Below are 17,425 nucleotides of genomic sequence, written 5' to 3'. Positions count from 1 at the left end.
GCTCCCAGCCGAAATTATTCCAGCAGGCCGAGATCGGCGAGCGACGCCTTCAGAGTATCGCGTTCAGCGGCGAGGAACTTCATGGTCTCCTCGCGAGTCTTGAAATTCTCCGTCCAGTAATTGTCCTCGATCTCCTTTTTCCAGATCTCGGTTTCCGTCATCGCACGCAGCGCTTCTTCCCAGTAGGCGACCTGCTCGGGTGCCATACCTTCGGGTCCTATTACGCCGCGAAACGGACCGTAAACCACCTCGTATCCCAGCTCGGTCCAAGTGGGGACCTCTGCAAACGCACCACCGAGGCGCTTGGGTGCGCTGACGGCGAGGCACTTCAGGTCACCCGACCGCGCATATTCGGCAAAGCTCGCAGCCGGGGCGATTGAGAAGTCAATGTGCTGGCCGAGCAATGCCGTCACGGACTCGGAGGCCCCTTTGAAGACCACCGTTTTGGGCGACATGACGTCAAAGCCCACGGCCTTCGCGAGTTGGGCGAATGCGACGTGGTTGTGGTTGCCGGGCGTGGTGGCGAAGCCGAAACGCAGTTCCTGTGGGCGAGTTTGGAGTGCCTTGACCAGATCATCGGCCGACTGCAGCGAGCCATTGGCATTGACGGCAAAGCAAAGATATTCCGAAACCAGTGTAGCGATGGGTGTCAGCGTCTCGAAGGTCAGGGGCGAGGTGCCGCGCAGTTCGTCGGTGAGAATGTTTGGCGAAGTAATCGAGATGTAGTGCATGTCCGCCTTGTGACGGTTCATCGAAGCCAGGCCCACCGCGCCTCCTGCCCCGGGCTGGTTGGTGACGTTGATCGGTTGAGAGACGATTCCCCCTTCCAGAACTCGCTCCATAGCGCGGGCCGTGCGATCGAAGCCGCCTCCAGGAGAGGCGCCAACGATGATTTCGATCATCCGTTCGGGCTCGGCGGCCGGAGCGGCAGTGACACTCGCAAGTGCCGCGAAGGCAAGAGCGAGGAAGCGGCCTGTTGAAGTCATATTCTCCTCCTTTGTTTCTTGGTCATAGGTTGTTTGCACGCCCGCGCTCCAGGGCGGGAGCCGAGCGTTGCCGCATCGAGCGGAGCGCGGGCAGCAGCGTCGCCATCAGCACGAGAATGGCGCTCAACCCAAGGAAAACGCCGGCAATGGCACTCGGCAGGAGCCCTAGCGGGGATCCATCCGAGAGCGAGAGGGCCTGCCGCAGCGATTGTTCGAGATTGCCGCCGAGTGCCACGGCCAGCACAAGCGGAGCCAATGGCACGTGCGCCTTGCGAAGAAGGAAGCCGATCCCGCCGAAGATCAGCGCCACCTGAACGTCAAAGAGGTTGTTGTTTAGCGAATAGGCGCCCGTCATCGCCAAGAGCAGGATGATCGCGTTCAGCGGCGCCCCCGGCACCATAAGCATGCGTACGAAGATGCCTATGAAGGGGATGTTGAGAATCACCAGCACGACGTTCGCAACATAGAGGCTGCCGATGATGCCCCAGACGAGGCCGGGGTTTTCGACGAACAGCCGCGGCCCCGGCTGGATGCCGAATATCATCAGGGCGCCCAGCAGAATTGCGGTGGCCGAGGAGCCAGGCAGCCCAAGGGTGAAGAGCGGAATCAACGCGCCGCCTACACTTGCGTTGTTCGCTGCTTCCGGTCCCGCAACTCCCTCGATTGCACCCTTACCGAACTCTTCGGGATGGCGGCTGCTGCGTTTCTCGGCCGCATAGGAGAGCAGCGTGGCGACAGCGCCGCCGGCCCCCGGCACCACACCAACGATGAAGCCGATCACGGAGCCGCGGAAGAAGGCGAAACGGCAGCGCCACCATTCGGTCGCGTCCATCCACAGTCGACCCGTTGTCTGCACCTTGCCCCAGCGTCGGGCCATGATCTCTTGGATGTTGGAGAAGACCTCGGATATGCCGAAGAGGCCGATAATGACCGCGATCAGGCTGATGCCGTCGAACAGGTCGGGGGAGCCCATTGTAAAACGCGGCGACCCACTCTGTAGATCGATGCCGACGGTGGCGACCATCAGGCCGATCACGGTGGCAATGAGCCCTTTCACGACAGCGCCCTGCAGAAGAGTGGCTGTCGCGATGAGGGCGAATGTCATCAGTGCGAAATATTCCGCCGGGCCGAAGCGCAAGGCGAAGCGGGCGATGGGCTCCGCGAGAAAAGTCAAACCGATCAGGCCCACAGTGCCGCCGATGAACGAGGCAACGGCGGAGCAGAACAGCGCCGCTCCGCCACGCCCGCGCCGCGCCATGGGATTGCCGTCGAGCATGGTAATCACCGACGAGACGTCGCCCGGCGTGTTGAGCAGGATCGATGAAATCGAGCCCCCATACATGGAGCCGAAATAAATGCCGCAGAGCATGATCATGCCCCCCGTCGGATCCAGTCCGTACGTCAGAGGCAGGAGCAAGGCGATGCCGGTTGAGGGGCCCAGGCCAGGCAGCATTCCGATCCAGGTGCCGACAAAGGCGCCGATGACGACATAGGCAAAATTCCAGCCAGTGAAAGCGGTGGCGATGCCGGAAGCAAGAAAGTCGACAGTCTCCATCAGAATAGTCCTCCGATCGCGGACTTTGGAAACGGCGTCCGAAGCAGCAGGTCGAAGACGACGTAGAAGAGCGCTGTCAGCCCGGAGGCATAGCCGAACGCGTGGATCAGTCGCTCGCGCAGAGCCAGGAGGAAGCCCAGCGTGACAATGAACGTTGTCAAGGGATAGCCGATCAGCGGTAGCAACACGATGAAGCCGACGACCAGCCCGACGCAGACGGCGATGGCGATCACTGTGCGCCTCGGCATTCCCTCCTGCCGCTGCGGTTCCTCTTCCTGCTCCGGCGCTGCATTCACAAGCATGACGACGGACAAAAGGATCAGCAGCGTACCGAGGATCTCCGGGAATACTCGCGGGCCCATCGGGTCGCCGAAGCTACCCTGCACTATGGAGAACGAGGCGGATAGGTAGATGGCGGCGATCAAAATGCAGATCAGCGCGATCAGGCGATCGAGACTGAGCATCTGGAGCATTGTCTGTCCTCATCAGTCCTGGATTGTCTGGGAAATTGGCTCGCTGACGAAAGCGATGTGGTGCTCCCATCCAGCGTCCTGAGCGGGAGAGTCAGTGCGGAAATGCGCTCCGCGAGACTCTCGTCTGGCGCCGCTCGCCTGGAGAATCAGGCGCGACAGTACATACATCGCCTCCAGTGTGAAGGCTTCCTCGGGACCGCCCCCCGCGACTGCCGTCAGGATCTGGGGAGACAGCGATTCGTGTCGCGCCAGCGCTCGAGCCGTATTTTCCCCGCTGCGCTCAATTCCGGCGCCGTCGACAAGGATTGCACGGATTTCGTTCTTGAGCGCGGCCACGTCGGCCCCACCCCGACCATCGGGAGCCGGCGCCTGGGTTCGCAAAACATCCGTCCGCGGCTGCCCGTTCAGACGCCGCGGATCGGCCGCAATCAGCGATCGGATCATTCGTTCGGGAACGCGGTTTTCGCCCCGGCGTGGCACCGCGGCAGCAGCTTCAGTTGCGGCGGCCCGCCCCGCGCGGATGCCGAAGACCGCAGCCTCAGTCAGTCCATTGCTGTTCAGCCTTGTCGCACCATGCAGGCCGGCAGTGATTTCGCCGGCGGCGAACAGATTTGGGACGCCGGTGCGTCCGTTCACATCGACGGCCACGCCACCCATCGCAAAATGCACGTCGGGGGCTACCTCGACGCGGTCCTTGTACGGGTCTATTCCCACGGCGGCGATCGCCCTCAGGAAGCGGCCCGAAACCTGCGCCACCGCAGCGCGATCGGTTTCGGAAATGTCGACATAGACGGCATTGTGCTCGGTGCCGCGGCCCTCGCTCACTTCGCGGAAGATGGCGCGCGCCAGCACGTCGCGGGTGGCGGCCTCCATCCGTTCGGCGTCGTAGCGATACATGAAGCGCTCGCCATTCGCGTTAAGAAGCTTCACACCGGGCTGGGCCATCAGCCCGCCGCCTGTGCTGGTGCCGCGGACCTCCGGCGGCCATGCAAGCGAGGTGGGTGTGAACTGCACGAACTCGAGATCCGTCAGCGTTGCCCCGGCCTTCAGCGCGAGGTAGTAGCCGCTGCCCTCGGCCAACGCGTGATTGCTGGTAACCGGAAAGAGCTGGCCCATCCCGCCACACGCCAGCACAATCACCTTCGCCTCGACCACAAGCCAGCCGTTGTCCTTCCGGCAAAGTAGGCCGCAGGCGGCGCCGGAGGCATCCTTTAGCACCTCGATCGCCGTGGCGCCGCCGATCATCTCAACCCCGCGTTCAGCGACTCGATCGATCAGCGTCGTCATCATCGCCACTGCACCGCCGCCCTCGCAGCGCACGGAGCGGGCACGGGCATGTCCCGGCGCGGGGAACAGCGCGAGCTGGCCGTCGCGCTTGTGGAAACGCACTCCAAACTCTTCCAGCCTGCGGATCGAGGGACCTGCCTCAGCTACGAAGGTTCGACCAATGTCATCCAGCATCAGGCCACGCGCTTGGCGCCGAATATCCTGCAGGTGAATCTCGGGAGAATCGTGGGGATCAACTCCAGTAACGGCGGCAAGACCGCCGCTTGCCAACCAACTGTTGGAAGCCTTGCCGATTTCGCCCTGCGCGACAAGCGTCACGCTTGCCCCCTCATCGCTCGCTGTAAGCGCAGCGACGAGGCCCGCCAAACCCGAACCCACCACGACAACATCGGCGCGCTTCCGTGCCGCCTTCGATATTTCCACTCGATCCTCCCGAAGCTGTCTCAGCCCTCTTTGCCGGACTTCCGTTGCTATGTTCTTTCAGTGCTCCAGTATGCCGCGCACCTCGTCGAGCCTGCGACGTGACACGAGCAATTCACCCGCCATCAGCAGCCGCGCTGTGCGCTCTACAGCTGCCCGTTCGATCCGCCACCCGTCTCCGTCGGTCGCGACACGGGCCGAAACCCCCAGCACACCCGCCGGATGCCCGAGCCGCGTCCGCTCACCCTTCCCCTGTGACAGTTCGGCCACCACGCTGCCTTGAAGACGGCTTGCCACCGCCGCACAGACCGCGCCGGTCACCGCCAGCGTGTTGTGCGGCTTCTGCATCGCCATCTGGCGAACGCACACATCCATTGCGTCGGCCCTCACCGGTCCGTCTTGGCTGTCGTAGTTCTGCGGCGAACCGACCATGATGACGCGCGGAACGTTTGGTGAAACGCGCCCCGCATCTTCCCGCCGCTCTACCAAGCCGAGTACCGTGGCCGCCCAGCCGCGGAGCGCCTCCAGCTCCGGCATGAGCGTTGAATTGGCGAGAATTTCAGCCGGCGTCTCGGCACCTGTCGCACCCAGGGCGTAGGCCGGAACGAAGACGAAAGGGGTTGCAGCATCGACCAAGGAAACCGACACCTCGCGGTTGCCCAAGCGGACGAGATCGCGCACCGATCCGGTCGGTAGCAGTTTTCCGCTCACAGCCCCCGCGCAGTCGCCGAAATCGAGCGCGATAGATGAACCCGTTCCAGGTACTCCGGGCACTCGCGCTTCACCGTCAACGCAGGGGTAGCCTCCGGCCACTCGGAAACGGGCGGTGACCACCTGTCCGGTGTTGGTGGTATGAATGCGAACCGAGGTCTCAGGCTCCTGCGGCTCTATCAGACCGCGCAGCACGCCGAATGGACCAACCGCCGCGAGCATGTTGCCGCAGTTTCCACCTGAGGAGACCATGGCCCGATCGATGCCGATCTGCAGGAAAGTGTAGTCGAGATCCGCATCGGGGCGGGAAGAGCGGCCGACGACGGCCGCCTTGCTTGTCAAGGGATCGGAGCCTCCGATCCCGTCGATCTGGCGCCGGTCGGGCGAGCCGTAGCAAGCCAGCAGAAGCGCGGCGCGCTCCTGCGGGTCCGAGGGCAGGTCTTCCTCGAGGAAGACGGCCCCACGGCTCGATCCACCCCTCATGAAGAGGGCGCGGACCGAGACCTGCTGCGGGTCGCTCACCAGGTTCGCCGTCTTTTGGGCGGGAACGTGCAGCATGGCTGGATTACGCCGCGCGCAGCGCGGGCTTGCGATCGGGCGCTACGGTCATCGCCGGGATGACGGCGGCGTCCGCTTCCTTGTCCAGCGCCATCAGGCGACGACTGATGGCGGCTATTGTTGCATTGTCAAGTACGAGGCCGGCGGTCGTCATGAACTTGCGCTCCAGTTCCTCCGCGCTGAGCGGATTCGTCGGCTCGCCGCGCGGCTCTTCGCTGCGATGCGTGAGTGTGCGGCCGTCATCCAGTCCCAGCGAAACCACGGCCTGGCGGCCGCCGACGCCGAACTCGGGCTCCGTCTCCAGGACAACGCGAGCCGCCAAATCGTGAATCGCGCGGTCGGCATATCCGTCCCAATAGTCGCGAAGCCCGTTGCCACCGCGGGCCAGCGCGAGCGCGACGCCGAATTGCGTGCTGCCCATCGCAGCGTTCAGGCTGGTGCAAGGGAACTTCGAGGCCTGCCGGATGGCAAGGCCGCTCATCTTCACGGTGATTGACGTGACATTCTCAAGCTTCACACCCTCATTGTGGAAGACCTGCGCAAGATCGATCGGGCCGTGCGCGTAGCGGCACGCGGCGTGTGGCTTGAATCCGACTTCCATGATCGCGAAATCGGTGCCGAAGCCGTCTACCAGGTCGGGGATGCGCACACTGTCGGTGAATGCGTTGAAAAAGCCCTCCTTGGACTCCAGCACCTTCTTCGGACCGGTGAAGTTGCGGCTCGCCATGATGCCGGCCAGCACGCCGTTGAATGCCCCCTTACCGGGACCGAACGGCTTGGCCATGCACGGATCATCGAGGTAGGACTGGATGCCGCTTGACTGCATCGCCGCAAGACCGATCGCATTTGCAATGCCTTCCTCGTCACACCCGAGCAGTTTTGCGGTGATGACTGCGGCGCCCATCAGCGAAACGGTCGAGGTCGTATGGTAGCCGCGGTGCCGGTGTCCGGGATTGATTGCCTTGGCCACCCGGACGGCTATCTCATAGCCCGCCACAACTGCGGCCACCACGTCATCGCCCTTCGCGTGGCTGATTTCGGCGGCCGCGAAGGCCGATGGGATGAGAACCGAGCCAGCCTTGATGAGCCCGGAGCCATGCGCGTCGTCCAATTCCACGCCGTGACCCATCGCGCCATTGCAGAATGCGGCGAGCGGCGCCGGCACCTTGTCGCCAAAACCGATGATCGTGCTCTCGGGCTTGCCGCCCCATTCCTGAACAAGTTGGGTGATTGCGATGGCGGCCTCGCTGATGGCGGAGGCGGCAATCTGGTTGCCAACACCGTCTCGGATGATGAGCTTGGCTTTCTCCTGCACCGCGGCCGGCAGGTCTTCATAGCGGAGCTTCGCCGCCATTTTGGCGAAGCGGCGCGTCAGGCCCTCAAGATCCGCGGTGTCTCGGGTATGTACGTTCATCGGCTTTTCCTTCCGTTGGGATCGGTAGTAGCAGGCATAACTAAGCCTGTTAGTATGTATAGCTACTACCACCATCCATGACCTGTCAATATGACCTGGCCTTGCGCGCACAATTGCTGGACAAGCCATTGAACTTGTTTTGTTTTTTTCTGCCTGTTGGTCAGAACATTTTGCAGCGAATGCTTGCCTGCATGCGACGATGGTCGCGTATCCAACCACGGGGGATGGCGTCCGTGCCTGGCCGCATGGTTGGCAGGGCTGTCGTCTAGCCTGGTCAGCTAGTGGAAGTGCGGTTCACCGTGCCCAACGAGCTTTGCGGGGAACTGGCGGGGCTGCTCACGGCTGAGCGAGGGCCGATCGATTGTGCTGCTGGATTTGTGAAATTTGGCGCGGAGGATGATGCCGTCGCGGCGTGGCAAGATCGCTCTGCATTAAGTGACGTGGCAGCCCCTCGGGACGATAGCCACCATTGCGCCTCGGAACCTTCCTGCGGCGTTAGTCACAGGAAATCGGCGGGGACGTCAGCCCTGCGCAGGGATGGGGGCACCCTCTCTCCCTCTCATAGCGTCCCAGTGTTCTGTCAGGCCATTTCGCCTATCAGCTTCGCCAGCGCACGAAGCGCACGGGTCTGATGGCGGGCAGGGTTGCGGATCATGTAGAATGGCCGCTCTGCGACGGGCAGCGGAAGCTCCGCCAGTCGGCCGGCGAGGATGTAGGTTCGGCCACCAACCGCGACACGACCGACAAGAGATCTGTTTCGCCGATCGCCGCGCAAATTGCCTCGTTCGACGGCAGTTCCAGAAAAATGTTCAGATCCTTCAGCGACAGCCCGTTCGCTTCCAGCGCGGCCTCGAACGTGCTGCGGGTTCCGGACCCGGCTTCGCGAAGGATCCTTTGCGAACCGGCCAGTTCGCGGAAACTGAGTGGTGTCCGGTCGCGCCACGGATGCCGGGTTCCTGCTACGAGGCACAACCGATCGCTGCCCACGACGGTTTGTTCCAGAGCGGGCGTGTGAACGGTCGCCTCGATGAACGCAATGTCGCAGGTGCCGCCCTGCACGGCGGCGACGCATTGTTCCGTATTGCCGACATGCAAGCCGAGCGTGATCCTGGGATAGGCGTCGCCAAAGGACCACCAGGCGGCGCGGGAGCCACTGGGTGGCGATGGTCTGGCTGCTGTATATGGCGATCGAGCCGAGCGCGGTGCCGCTCAGATCATCCAGCATCTGCTCGGCGCTGCGTGCGCTGACCAAGGCTGCCGCGGCCTTCGGCAGGAACAGCCTGCCCTCGCCGGTCAGCACGATCCTGCGGCCGGTCCGCTCGAAGAGCCTGACGCCGTGCCGCTCCTCGTTCTCTTTTGCTCCCGAGTGTTAGGATCATTTTTCTTCCGCGATCCAACGAAATTGGACGATTGAGTTCATCGGGATTTGCGATCGAAGCCGGCTGCGCATTGCGATCGCGTCGTCTTGGTGCGGACAGGACGACGGCCCGGCGGTGGTGTGAGGGAACGGCGCCGCCGCCCATGTCGCCTCGCAGCAGGTACCGTGGGCGACGCCGGTACGTTTCTCCGCAGTCAATGCGGTTCGGCCCGGCGTCCCTGTGGCTACTCGCCTCCTGAACTGACGGGGGTCCTGCGCTTCATCGCTTCTTCCGCGACTAGCGCCGCGAGGCGGAAGAAGCCGTGCACCATCTTGGTGTAGGGCAGCAATAGGAACAAGGTCAGCACGCTGCCGAGGTGGAGGGCCAGAAGCACTGGAACGGCCGCAGTCCCGGAGACGGCATAAAGCGCAAGGCCCGATGCGGCGACGAAGGCCAGGAGCAGGATGAAGGCCATTTCCCCACCCCAGACGCGGGCGGCGCCAAGCGCACGGTCGGCGCGGGTCTTCAGCCAGACGAGACCCAGCGCGCCGGCCACCATGAGCACCCCGCCCGGGACACCCAGCAGCTTGGGAGGGCTGAGCGGCGGATAGGGAGCGGGCCAGGCCAGGAGATAATGCATCAGCGTGGCCGTCGACGTTGCGGCGAAGCACAGCAGGAATCCCCACATCACCGCCTGATGGCAATGACGCCGGGCGTCGGAATAGCGGTCCTCGCGCTCGAAGTTGCAGCCTTGGCCCTGGCCGCCCGAGAGGTTCTTCATCCGCCCCGCCGCCAGCAGCGCCGCTGTCAGGTCACCCAGGGTCGCGCGTCCAGCGCCGACCTCGCGCCAGTAGCGGCCGACACCGACCCCGACGGCAGCCAGCGGCAGAAGGAACGCCGGCAGGAACAGCGCGACCATGGCGTTGTGGGACATGAAGGCGTAGAAGCCCGCGCCCTCCCCCTCGGGCAACGTGGCTATCAGGCCGAACAGGGCCGCGATGCCCAGAACCATGGCCCCCGCCATGGCCACCCCGTTTTCATGGAAGGCACGCGAGAACGCAGCGGGTCCGACCAGCCGCTCCCAGCTTTCCTGTCGCACTTCGGCGAGGGCTGCCGGAATGTTCAGCGCAAACTCGTGGGGCTCCGTGTACTGGCAGGAATAGTAGCATCCCCGGCAGTTGTGGCACAGGTTCGCCAGGTGCGTGAGGTCGCCGTCAGCAAAGGCCTTTTCGCGGGTCATTGCGGGAAAGACCGCGCAGAACCCTTCGCAATAGCGGCAGGCGTTGCAGATCTCGATCTGGCGGCGCGCTTCGGCGGTGGCGGTCAGGTGCGCAGAGAGGTCAAGCGACACGAAGTGTTTCCTTCTTGGTCAGGGCATGGGCGGCGGCCTGGCGTCCCGCGACGCGGCCGAAAACCGTACCGATGGTCATTCCGAACCCGGCCAGGTAGCCCTGCCCCAGAATGGAGCCCGCAATCATTTCTCCCGCCGCCCAGACGTTGCGCAGCGGGCCGGACCGCGTCTGCACTGCCGCATCCTGCGTCACCCGCAGGCCCAGATAGGTGAAGGTCACGCCGGGGCGCAGCTGGTAGCCGTAGAAGGGGGGCGTCTCCAGCGGACGGGCCCAGTTGGTCTTGGGAGGGGTCAGGCCTTCGGTCGCCAGGCCGTCGCGTTCGGTCGGGTGAAACTTGCCGGGGCGGCAGGCGTCATTGAAGGCGCCGACGGTCGCCGACAGTTTCGCCGGGTCGAGGCCAAGCTTCTGGCCCAGTTCCCCGATCGTGTCGGCTTTCACCGGCGGAAATACCGACGGCATGAAGAGGTTGTAGGATTTGGCGTCGATCAGCGCATAGCCAACCTGACCGGGCTGCGCCGCAACCAGCCTGCCCCAGATCGCATAGCGCTTCGGCCAGACATCTTCGCCTTCGTCGTAGAAGCGTTCGCAGTGCTTGTTCACCACCACGGCGAACGGCACGCAGTCCAGCCGCGTGACGATGCCGCCGTCGTATTTCGGCGCCCTGCCGTCGATGGCGACGGCGTGGCACTGTGTCGGATCGCCGACGCTTTCACATCCCTGGTCAAGCATGTCGCGCAGCACGACGCCCCGATTGTAGGGGGTGCCGCGGATCAGGAAGTTCCGCGCCGCCGGCCCCCAGGCGCGCGCCAGCCAGTCGACGTCGGACTGGAACCCTCCCGAGGCCAGCACCACCGACTTGCCGGAGACGCACTCCGTCGGGCCACTGGCGACCGAAACCTCGACATGGGTGAACCTGTCGCCCTCGAGCACCACGTGGGTAACCTGCGCTTCGTAGACGACCGTCACCCCAAGGTCCTGCGCCATATTGTAGTAGGCATTGACCAGCGCCTTGCCGCCGCCGAGGAAGAAGGCGTTGGTCCGCGACAGGCTCAACGTGCCGGACAGCGAGGGCTGGAAGCGCACGCCATGCGCCTCCATCCAGGGCAGGCATTCCTCCGAGCTGCGGATGACAAAGCGCGCCAGTGCCTCGTCCGTCTTTCCCTTGGTGACCAGCAGCAGGTCGTCGAAATACTCGTCCTCGGCATAGCTGCCGGTCAGGACCGACAGCGGCCCGCGGTGCATGCAGCGAAAGTTGCGGGTGTGGCGCGAGTTGCCACCGCGATAGGGCTTTGGCGCACCCTCGAGGATCAGCACGCGGGCGCCGGCCTCGGCTGCGGTGATCGCCGCGCAAAGCGCGGCATTGCCCCCGCCCACGACGATCACGTCCCAGGGGCCCTGCAGGTCATTCGCCATCTGAAATCTCCAACCTGGCTTCGGCCTCCCGCTCCTGCAGGCGCAGCACCTTCAGGCGTGATCGCTGGGCAGCCTCGATATGCGCGCGCATGGCTGCCTCGGCAGCGACCCCGTCGCGAGCGGCCAGGGCGGCCAGGACATGGGCATGTTCGGCATAGGCCACCTCGGCCCGCTCTGCCTCCATCAGGGTCGAGCGGCCAAGGATGAACATCGTCTTGGCCAGCCCCGCCACCGACTTGCTCAGAAACCGGTTGCGTGCGGCGTTCATCAGCGCCGCGTGGAACTGACGGTTCACCTCGGCTGATTGCGACGGATCATGCAGGACCTGGCCGAACTCTTCGTTCAGCGCCTGCAAGTCCGCCAGCTCCACGTCGGAGGCGGTGCGGGCGGCCAGCCGGGCAGCAGTGCCTTCCAGCACGGCGCGCATTTCATAGAGTTCGATCACCTCCGCGTAGTCGAGGCTGCGCACCACGGCGCCAAGCCTTGGCTGATGGACCACCAGCCCGTCCGCCTCCAGCATCCGCAGCGCCTCGCGGATCGGAGTGCGCGAAATTTCGAACCGTTCGGCCAGTTCCGTCTCGCGAAGCCGGCTGCCCGGCGGCAAGCTTCCCCGGCGGATCTCGTCGATCAGGCGGGCATAGGCGATCTGGCCTTGCGGGTTGGGATCGGAGGTTTCGGTCATCACTCAGGCCTCTTGTATACATCTGGATACGATCGGATTCTCTCGCGGTCAATCCTGCTCGTAGGGGTGAAGTTTCATTCGAGTTGACGCCGGTCGGGAGACCGGGGACGATGCCCGGTCAACCCGGCCTGCGCTTGAGGAAGGCGGCGCCGAACCGCGCCGTCATTACCGCGAGCGAGATGCGCGCGAGGTGGTGGATGGAGACGAAAACCACTTCGATGTGCAGGCTCAGCGCAACGAGGCTCATCTCGGCCAATCCACCGGGCGCGTAAGCCAGAAAGACGGCCTGCAGCGATTGGTCGGTCCAGGGCCGCAACCCCAGCGCGAACATCAGCGCGATCGACAGCGAAAGTGCCGTATTGGCGACCGCAAGGCCCGCGGCCCGGAACAGCGCCGAACGCGGGATACCCGCAAAGCGCGCTCCCAACGCGCAGCCGATCACGACCTGCGTTGCGCCGATCAGCCAGCCGGGCGGGTGCGAGAGCGGCATGTCGAAACCATGCGCCAGGGCGGACAGCAGCATCGGCCCGAGCATCGGCGCAGCCGGAAGACCCAACCGTCCTGCGCCCCATGCGCCGAGCCCGCCAAGGGCGAGAAGAGCGGCAAGCCTCGGCAATCCCGCGTCGTCCGTCGCGCCAGGAAGCTGTACGCCGGCGGCTGAACCGACGGCATTGCCGGTGACCGCCATGAATATCAGCGGCACCGCCATCACCGACAGGATCAGGCGCAGGAACTGCAACACCATGACGGTGCGGGTCTCGACGCCCGCCTCCTCCGCCATCTGCACGCTCTCGATGACGCCGCCCGGAACCGAGCCGAACCAGGCTTCGGCCCGCGGGATGCCGCCCAATCGAAAGAGGCCATATCCCGCGGCCTGGGTGACCGGGAGAAAGACCAGAAGCACCAGAAGCGTAGGCGCCCAGTTGGTGATCTGGCCGGCGACCTGCGGCGTGATCGTCCCGCCGATCGATACCCCGATCACGGACATGGCGAGCGAGCGCAACTGCGGGGGTACGTAGGCCGCGCGCCCGAGAGGTTTGACGCCTGCCAGAGCAAGCACCGCGGTGACGATGAGAGAGCCCAGCAGGAAGGGGATAGGCAGGCCGGCGAGGCCAGCGCCCGCCCCACCGGCGGCGCCGATGAGGATGGTCGCCGCGAGCGCGGCCAGCCCGATGGCCCTTGCCCGGGCCTTCCTTCCTTCAAGCATCAGGTTTCAGGGACGCCAGGGCTTGCCGAAGACGGGCTCTTTGGGCTTCAGGGGCGGGAGTTCCCAGGAACCCGTTCCCGGGGGGCGGATGTTCGCGTCGACATGGACGTCGATCAGCGCCGGGCGGTTCAGGCGGATCGCCTCTTCCAGCGTCGCCGCGAAATCCTCAGATCGCGTAACGGTAAAGCCCGCCACGCCCGCCGCCCGCGCCCAGACTGCGAAATCCGGGTTGTAGGGCTCGCGGTTCTCGCCCTGGTAGAAGCCGGTCCCGTATTCGCGCCCGTCGAAATAGGCGTACTGCAGGTCGCGGATGGCGCCCCAGGCGAAATTGTTCCAGACCACCCACACGACCGGGATGTCGTACTCCACCGCCGTGCACAGAACATGCGGCACCATGGTGAAGCCGCCGTCGCCGCAGACCGAGACGCAAACCCGGTCCGGCGCGGCCAGCTTAGCGCCCAGGATCGACGAAGGCCCAAAACCCATCCCCGAATAGCCCCAGGTGTTCAACATGCTCTGCGGCCGCCGCGCCTGCCAGTACTGCATGTACCAATTGTGATGCACGCCCGAATCCAGCGACAGGATGGCGTCCTCGGGCAGCACCTTCAAACAGTCCTCGACGATGCGCCAGGGCGAAATCGGAGTAGAGTGCTGGCCCCAGTTGGGCGCAAGATAGGCCTCCCACTCAGCCCGCCAGCCGGCGATCTGCGCTTGCCAGCCAGCCAGACGGCCCCCTTGCCCGACGCTACGGCGGTCCATCTCGGCGAGGATCTGGCGGAGGAAGGCGCGCGCATCGGCCAGGATGCCAAGATCCGGACGGTAGTTCCGCCCGATCTCGGCATGGTCCAGATCGACATGAACCAGACGGGTGGTGGGGAAATTCCACGAATAGCCCGGTATCCAGGACGAAGCCGAGCGGTCATCGAAGCGAACGCCGACAGCCAACACAAGGTCGGCGTGGCGCCCGGCCTGATTGGCCTGATAGGCGCCGTTGCGCCCGATGAAGCCCAGCGACAAGGGGTCCTTCATATCGATGGTGCCCATGCCGTTGGGGCTGGAGATGACGGGCACCGACAACCGGTGGGCAAGCGCGGTGAGCTCCCGTCCCGCTTCGGACAGCGCCACGCCATGACCCACGAAGATAACCGGTCGTTCGGCGGCCAAAAGCCAGTCGGCCACGGTGTTCACGTCCTCGCCGCTCGCCCCGCTGCGGCGCTGGCCGAAAGAGCTGCCCACGGGTTCGTCGGCGACTTCGGCGCTTTCCTGGAACAGGTTGTAGGGGATATCGAGATTCACCGGTCCAGGCCGGCCTGTGGTCATCGTCGAGCAGGCCTGGCGGATGGCCAGCGGCAGCATCTCGACCCGCGTAGGCTGGAAGCTGCGCTTCACCACCGGACGGACGACGTTGTTGAAATCGGCCTGGTTGTGCTGGTTCAGCTCCTGGAACGGACCGCGGTTGAACTGCGAGGTGGGCACGTTGGCCGTGATCGACAGGACCGCCGACGAATCGGTCTGCGCGACCGCCAGGCCCATGATCTGGTTGGCCGAGCCCGGTCCCGTCGAGGTCAGCGTGGCCGCAGGTCGGTGCGACACGCGGAAATAGCCGTCCGCCATGTGCACAGCCGTCTGTTCATGCCGCGGAGACACCAGCCGAACCTTGTCGCGGACTTCGTAGAGACAGTCCAGAAGGCCGATGTTCCCGTGACCGCAGATCCCGAAAACATGGTCGATCCCCTCCTTCACCAACCCCGAAGCGATGATCTCGCCTCCCTTCCTCTTCGACATCCGACGGCTCCTTCCAAAAAGATGTGTGCGTTGATTGGCGGGCGGGCTCCGGCGTGAAACGGCGCCCAGAAACCGCGACTGGAATGATCGGGCAATGCCGATCGCTATCTGTTTCGAAGCCGGGAGCGGGATGGGGCCGCCGGCCTCCGACCGGTCACAGAAGCAGGCCCGGCGGCGTGGGTATCCGCAGCACCAGCCCGAAGACCATGTAGAGCAGCGCGACGAAGGCGGCGGCGAACGCCACGCTTGCGCCGATGCGGTGCAGGCGCGAAGCGACGCCCGTCGAGAGCGCCCAGTAGACCAAGCCGACGAACACGAAGGCGGCTTCGTAGTAGCCAAGCCGCGGGGTCGCATAGGCCACCAGCACGCAACCAGCCGCGATGCTGACGGCAAGGACCCAGGGCACTTCGGCGAAAGGCTTCTCCTGCGCCGAAACTTCGCCGGGACGAAAGGCCGTCGCCAGCTGGACAGCGCCACAAATCGCAAGCGCCACGCCGACGATCCGCGGGAACAGTCCGGACTGCGCGGAGAATTCGGTAGCCCCTGCCAGCACGGCAACGCCAAGCGCCACGATCACCGCGCCGAGCGCGAGGTTCAGCTGGCGTCCCGATGGCCCCCGGTCCGGGCCGGCTGCCACGACCTCGCCTTCATCAGCCTTGCGGCTGCGCAGCGCCTGCGCCACGCCCGAGACCAGCACGAAGAGCGCCAGCGCCATCAGCGCCAGGGAGATCGGTCGCGACAGGAAATACATCAGCGTCGAACCGGACTCGACCCGGCCGACGATGACCGCCTGCTGGAAGCTGCCCTCCATGATGCGGCCCAGCACGGCGCCCAGCGCGATGGTGACGGGCGCGACATGCAGCTTTTCGAAGAAGTAGCCCAGAAAGCCGGCGATCAGCAGGACGTAGACGTCGAGCAGATTGTTCGACAGTCCATAAGTGCCCACGACCGACAGCATCAGCACGCCCGGAATCATGGCCTTGCGGGGCGCCCTCACGATCAGGCTGGACCAGCGGATGGTCAGCAGGCCGAGGATCAGCATCGCCAGCACCGAGAAGAGGAGGCCGACCGAGAATGCGTTCACTATGTCGGCCCGTTCGGTGAACAGCCGCGGGCCGGGGATGATGCCATGCACGGTCAGCGCGCCGAACATCACGGCTGCCGAACCCGACCCCGGGATGCCAAGCGCAAGCAGCGGCACCATCGATCCGCCAACCACTGCGTTGTTGGCCGACTCCGGCGCGACGACGCCTTCATAGCTGCCCTTGCCGAACTGCTCGGGGCGTTTCGACATGCGCTTGGCCTGGGCGTAGGCGACAAAGGCGCTGACCGAGGCGCCAGCGCCGGGAAGGATGCCGACCAGGGTGCCAATCACGCCGCTGATGGCCGTCAGCCGTTTCATGCCCAGCATCGCCGTCAAGGCCTCGCGCAGCGCATTCGGCGAAGGCGGTAGCGGAGCCACCGGGCGGTTCGGCTGCTCGAGAAGGGCAAGGATGCTGGAGACCGCGAAAAGCCCCAGGAGGATCGGCACCAGCGGAATCCCGCCGGCCAGCCGGTAATCGCCGAAGGTATAGCGCATCTCGCCGGTGGTGAAATCCTGGCCGATCAGCGTGATGCCGATGCCGATCAGCACGCCGATCAGACCCTTGACCACGTGCCCTGCCGACAAGCTTGCCACCAGCGCCAGCCCCGCCACCGCGATCCAGAAGATCTCGGGCGGACCAAGCAGCAGAGACGCTTCGGCGAGGGCGGGCGTGAAGAAGATCAGCACCAGCGCACCGATCAGGCCGCCCACGGTGCCGGCGAACAGCGACAGATACAGCGCCTGCCGCGCCTTGCCTTGGCGGGTCAGCTGATAGCCGTCCAGCACCGTACAGGCCGCGCCTGACGTGCCGGGCGTGTTGATCAGGATGGCCGAGATCGACCCCCCATATTCCGCGGCCATGTAGACCGAGGCGAGCATGATCAGGCCCTGGGCCGGCTCCATGGTGAAGGTGAAGGGCAAAAGCAGCGCCACGCCGCTGACCGCCGAAAGTCCGGGCAATGCCCCGATGATCGTTCCGGCCAGCGTGCCGATCAGCACCACGGTCAGGCTCGTCAGCTGCAGGTTCGCAGCCAATCCCTCAAGCAATGCATCGATCATGTTGTCTTCTGCCTGCGCTCCCCGCCTGCCGCCGCGCAAGGCAACCGCCCTACGTCAGCGCGTCAGCCGGGCGCCGGCTCC

Annotated in this window: 13 protein-coding genes and 1 pseudogene; 1 reads left to right on the top strand and 13 read right to left on the bottom strand. The window is 64.9% G+C overall.

Translation table 11 applies throughout. The annotated features are described in order from the left end of the window. Positions 1-14: 14 nt before the first annotated feature. From PD284_RS25925 to PD284_RS25895, 7 genes and pseudogenes are all read right to left on the bottom strand, one after another. The gene (locus PD284_RS25925) at positions 15-1,025 is read right to left on the bottom strand and encodes a tripartite tricarboxylate transporter substrate binding protein (RefSeq protein ID WP_274631235.1); all 1,011 of its coding nucleotides are present in this window, start codon (positions 1,023-1,025) and stop codon (positions 15-17) included. Further along, positions 1,009-2,541, bottom strand: coding sequence for a tripartite tricarboxylate transporter permease (locus PD284_RS25920; protein WP_274631234.1), 1,533 nt, complete (start codon positions 2,539-2,541; stop codon positions 1,009-1,011). Before PD284_RS25920 ends, PD284_RS25925 begins: the two co-directional genes overlap by 17 nt. After that, entirely contained in the window at positions 2,541-3,014 is a 474-nt protein-coding gene (locus PD284_RS25915; RefSeq protein ID WP_274631233.1) for a tripartite tricarboxylate transporter TctB family protein, read from the bottom strand. Before PD284_RS25915 ends, PD284_RS25920 begins: the two co-directional genes overlap by 1 nt. 12 nt (positions 3,015-3,026) lie before the next feature. Next, positions 3,027-4,724, bottom strand: coding sequence for an L-aspartate oxidase (locus PD284_RS25910; RefSeq protein ID WP_274631232.1), 1,698 nt, complete (start codon positions 4,722-4,724; stop codon positions 3,027-3,029). Between the two features lie 57 nt (positions 4,725-4,781). Beyond that, positions 4,782-5,990 carry a 2-methylaconitate cis-trans isomerase PrpF family protein gene (locus tag PD284_RS25905; RefSeq protein WP_274631231.1) on the bottom strand — a complete coding sequence of 403 codons (1,209 nt, stop codon included), beginning with the start codon at positions 5,988-5,990 and terminating at the stop codon, positions 4,782-4,784. 7 nt (positions 5,991-5,997) lie between these two features. After that, complete coding sequence (locus PD284_RS25900; RefSeq protein ID WP_274631230.1) at positions 5,998-7,623, bottom strand: MmgE/PrpD family protein; 1,626 nt, start codon at positions 7,621-7,623, stop codon at positions 5,998-6,000. 432 nt (positions 7,624-8,055) lie between these two features. Then, positions 8,056-8,520 (bottom strand): annotated as a pseudogene (locus PD284_RS25895) (LysR substrate-binding domain-containing protein); the annotation flags it as partial. Positions 8,521-8,561: 41 nt separating this feature from the next. Here PD284_RS25895 and PD284_RS25890 point away from each other — a divergent pair. Beyond that, complete coding sequence (locus PD284_RS25890) at positions 8,562-8,777, top strand: hypothetical protein (RefSeq protein WP_274631229.1); 216 nt, start codon at positions 8,562-8,564, stop codon at positions 8,775-8,777. Positions 8,778-9,006: 229 nt separating this feature from the next. Here PD284_RS25890 and tcuB read toward each other — a convergent pair whose 3' ends face one another. The 6 genes from tcuB to PD284_RS25860 form a co-directional block, all read right to left on the bottom strand. Further along, positions 9,007-10,113: a tricarballylate utilization 4Fe-4S protein TcuB gene (gene tcuB / locus PD284_RS25885; protein WP_274631228.1), complete on the bottom strand. Its 1,107-nt coding sequence runs from the start codon at positions 10,111-10,113 to the stop codon at positions 9,007-9,009. Then, on the bottom strand, positions 10,103-11,527 hold the full coding sequence (gene tcuA / locus PD284_RS25880) for an FAD-dependent tricarballylate dehydrogenase TcuA (RefSeq protein ID WP_274631227.1): 1,425 nt from the start codon (positions 11,525-11,527) through the stop codon (positions 10,103-10,105). The genes tcuB and tcuA overlap by 11 nt, the downstream gene beginning before the upstream one ends. Further along, the gene (locus tag PD284_RS25875; RefSeq protein WP_274631226.1) at positions 11,517-12,209 is read right to left on the bottom strand and encodes a GntR family transcriptional regulator; all 693 of its coding nucleotides are present in this window, start codon (positions 12,207-12,209) and stop codon (positions 11,517-11,519) included. The genes tcuA and PD284_RS25875 overlap by 11 nt, the downstream gene beginning before the upstream one ends. Before the next feature lie 118 nt (positions 12,210-12,327). Beyond that, positions 12,328-13,416: an AbrB family transcriptional regulator gene (locus tag PD284_RS25870; protein WP_274631225.1), complete on the bottom strand. Its 1,089-nt coding sequence runs from the start codon at positions 13,414-13,416 to the stop codon at positions 12,328-12,330. 6 nt (positions 13,417-13,422) lie between these two features. Then, positions 13,423-15,201: a thiamine pyrophosphate-binding protein gene (locus PD284_RS25865; protein WP_274631224.1), complete on the bottom strand. Its 1,779-nt coding sequence runs from the start codon at positions 15,199-15,201 to the stop codon at positions 13,423-13,425. A 154-nt stretch (positions 15,202-15,355) separates the two neighbouring features. Continuing rightward, positions 15,356-17,344 (bottom strand): tripartite tricarboxylate transporter permease, encoded by a 1,989-nt coding sequence (locus PD284_RS25860; protein WP_274631223.1) that lies wholly within the window; start codon positions 17,342-17,344, stop codon positions 15,356-15,358. Positions 17,345-17,425: the final 81 nt, after the last annotated feature.

This window comes from Mesorhizobium shangrilense (genome assembly GCF_028826155.1).
In the GTDB taxonomy this organism is placed as follows: domain Bacteria; phylum Pseudomonadota; class Alphaproteobacteria; order Rhizobiales; family Rhizobiaceae; genus Arvimicrobium; species Arvimicrobium flavum.
Note: the sequence above shows the minus strand (reverse complement) of the source record. Positions and strands in the feature narration are given on the sequence as shown.

What these genes read in the sequence shown, in the direction of transcription:
- PD284_RS25920 (WP_274631234.1), bottom strand. Translation starts at nt 2,541, where the DNA reads ATGGAGACTGTCGACTTTCTTGCTTCCGGCATCGCCACCGCTTTCACT.
- PD284_RS25915 (WP_274631233.1), bottom strand. Translation starts at nt 3,014, where the DNA reads ATGCTCCAGATGCTCAGTCTCGATCGCCTGATCGCGCTGATCTGCATT.
- PD284_RS25905 (WP_274631231.1), bottom strand. Translation starts at nt 5,990, where the DNA reads ATGCTGCACGTTCCCGCCCAAAAGACGGCGAACCTGGTGAGCGACCCG.
- tcuA (WP_274631227.1), bottom strand. Translation starts at nt 11,527, where the DNA reads ATGGCGAATGACCTGCAGGGCCCCTGGGACGTGATCGTCGTGGGCGGG.
- PD284_RS25875 (WP_274631226.1), bottom strand. Translation starts at nt 12,209, where the DNA reads ATGACCGAAACCTCCGATCCCAACCCGCAAGGCCAGATCGCCTATGCC.
- PD284_RS25870 (WP_274631225.1), bottom strand. Translation starts at nt 13,416, where the DNA reads ATGCTTGAAGGAAGGAAGGCCCGGGCAAGGGCCATCGGGCTGGCCGCG.
- PD284_RS25865 (WP_274631224.1), bottom strand. Translation starts at nt 15,201, where the DNA reads ATGTCGAAGAGGAAGGGAGGCGAGATCATCGCTTCGGGGTTGGTGAAG.
- PD284_RS25860 (WP_274631223.1), bottom strand. Translation starts at nt 17,344, where the DNA reads ATGATCGATGCATTGCTTGAGGGATTGGCTGCGAACCTGCAGCTGACG.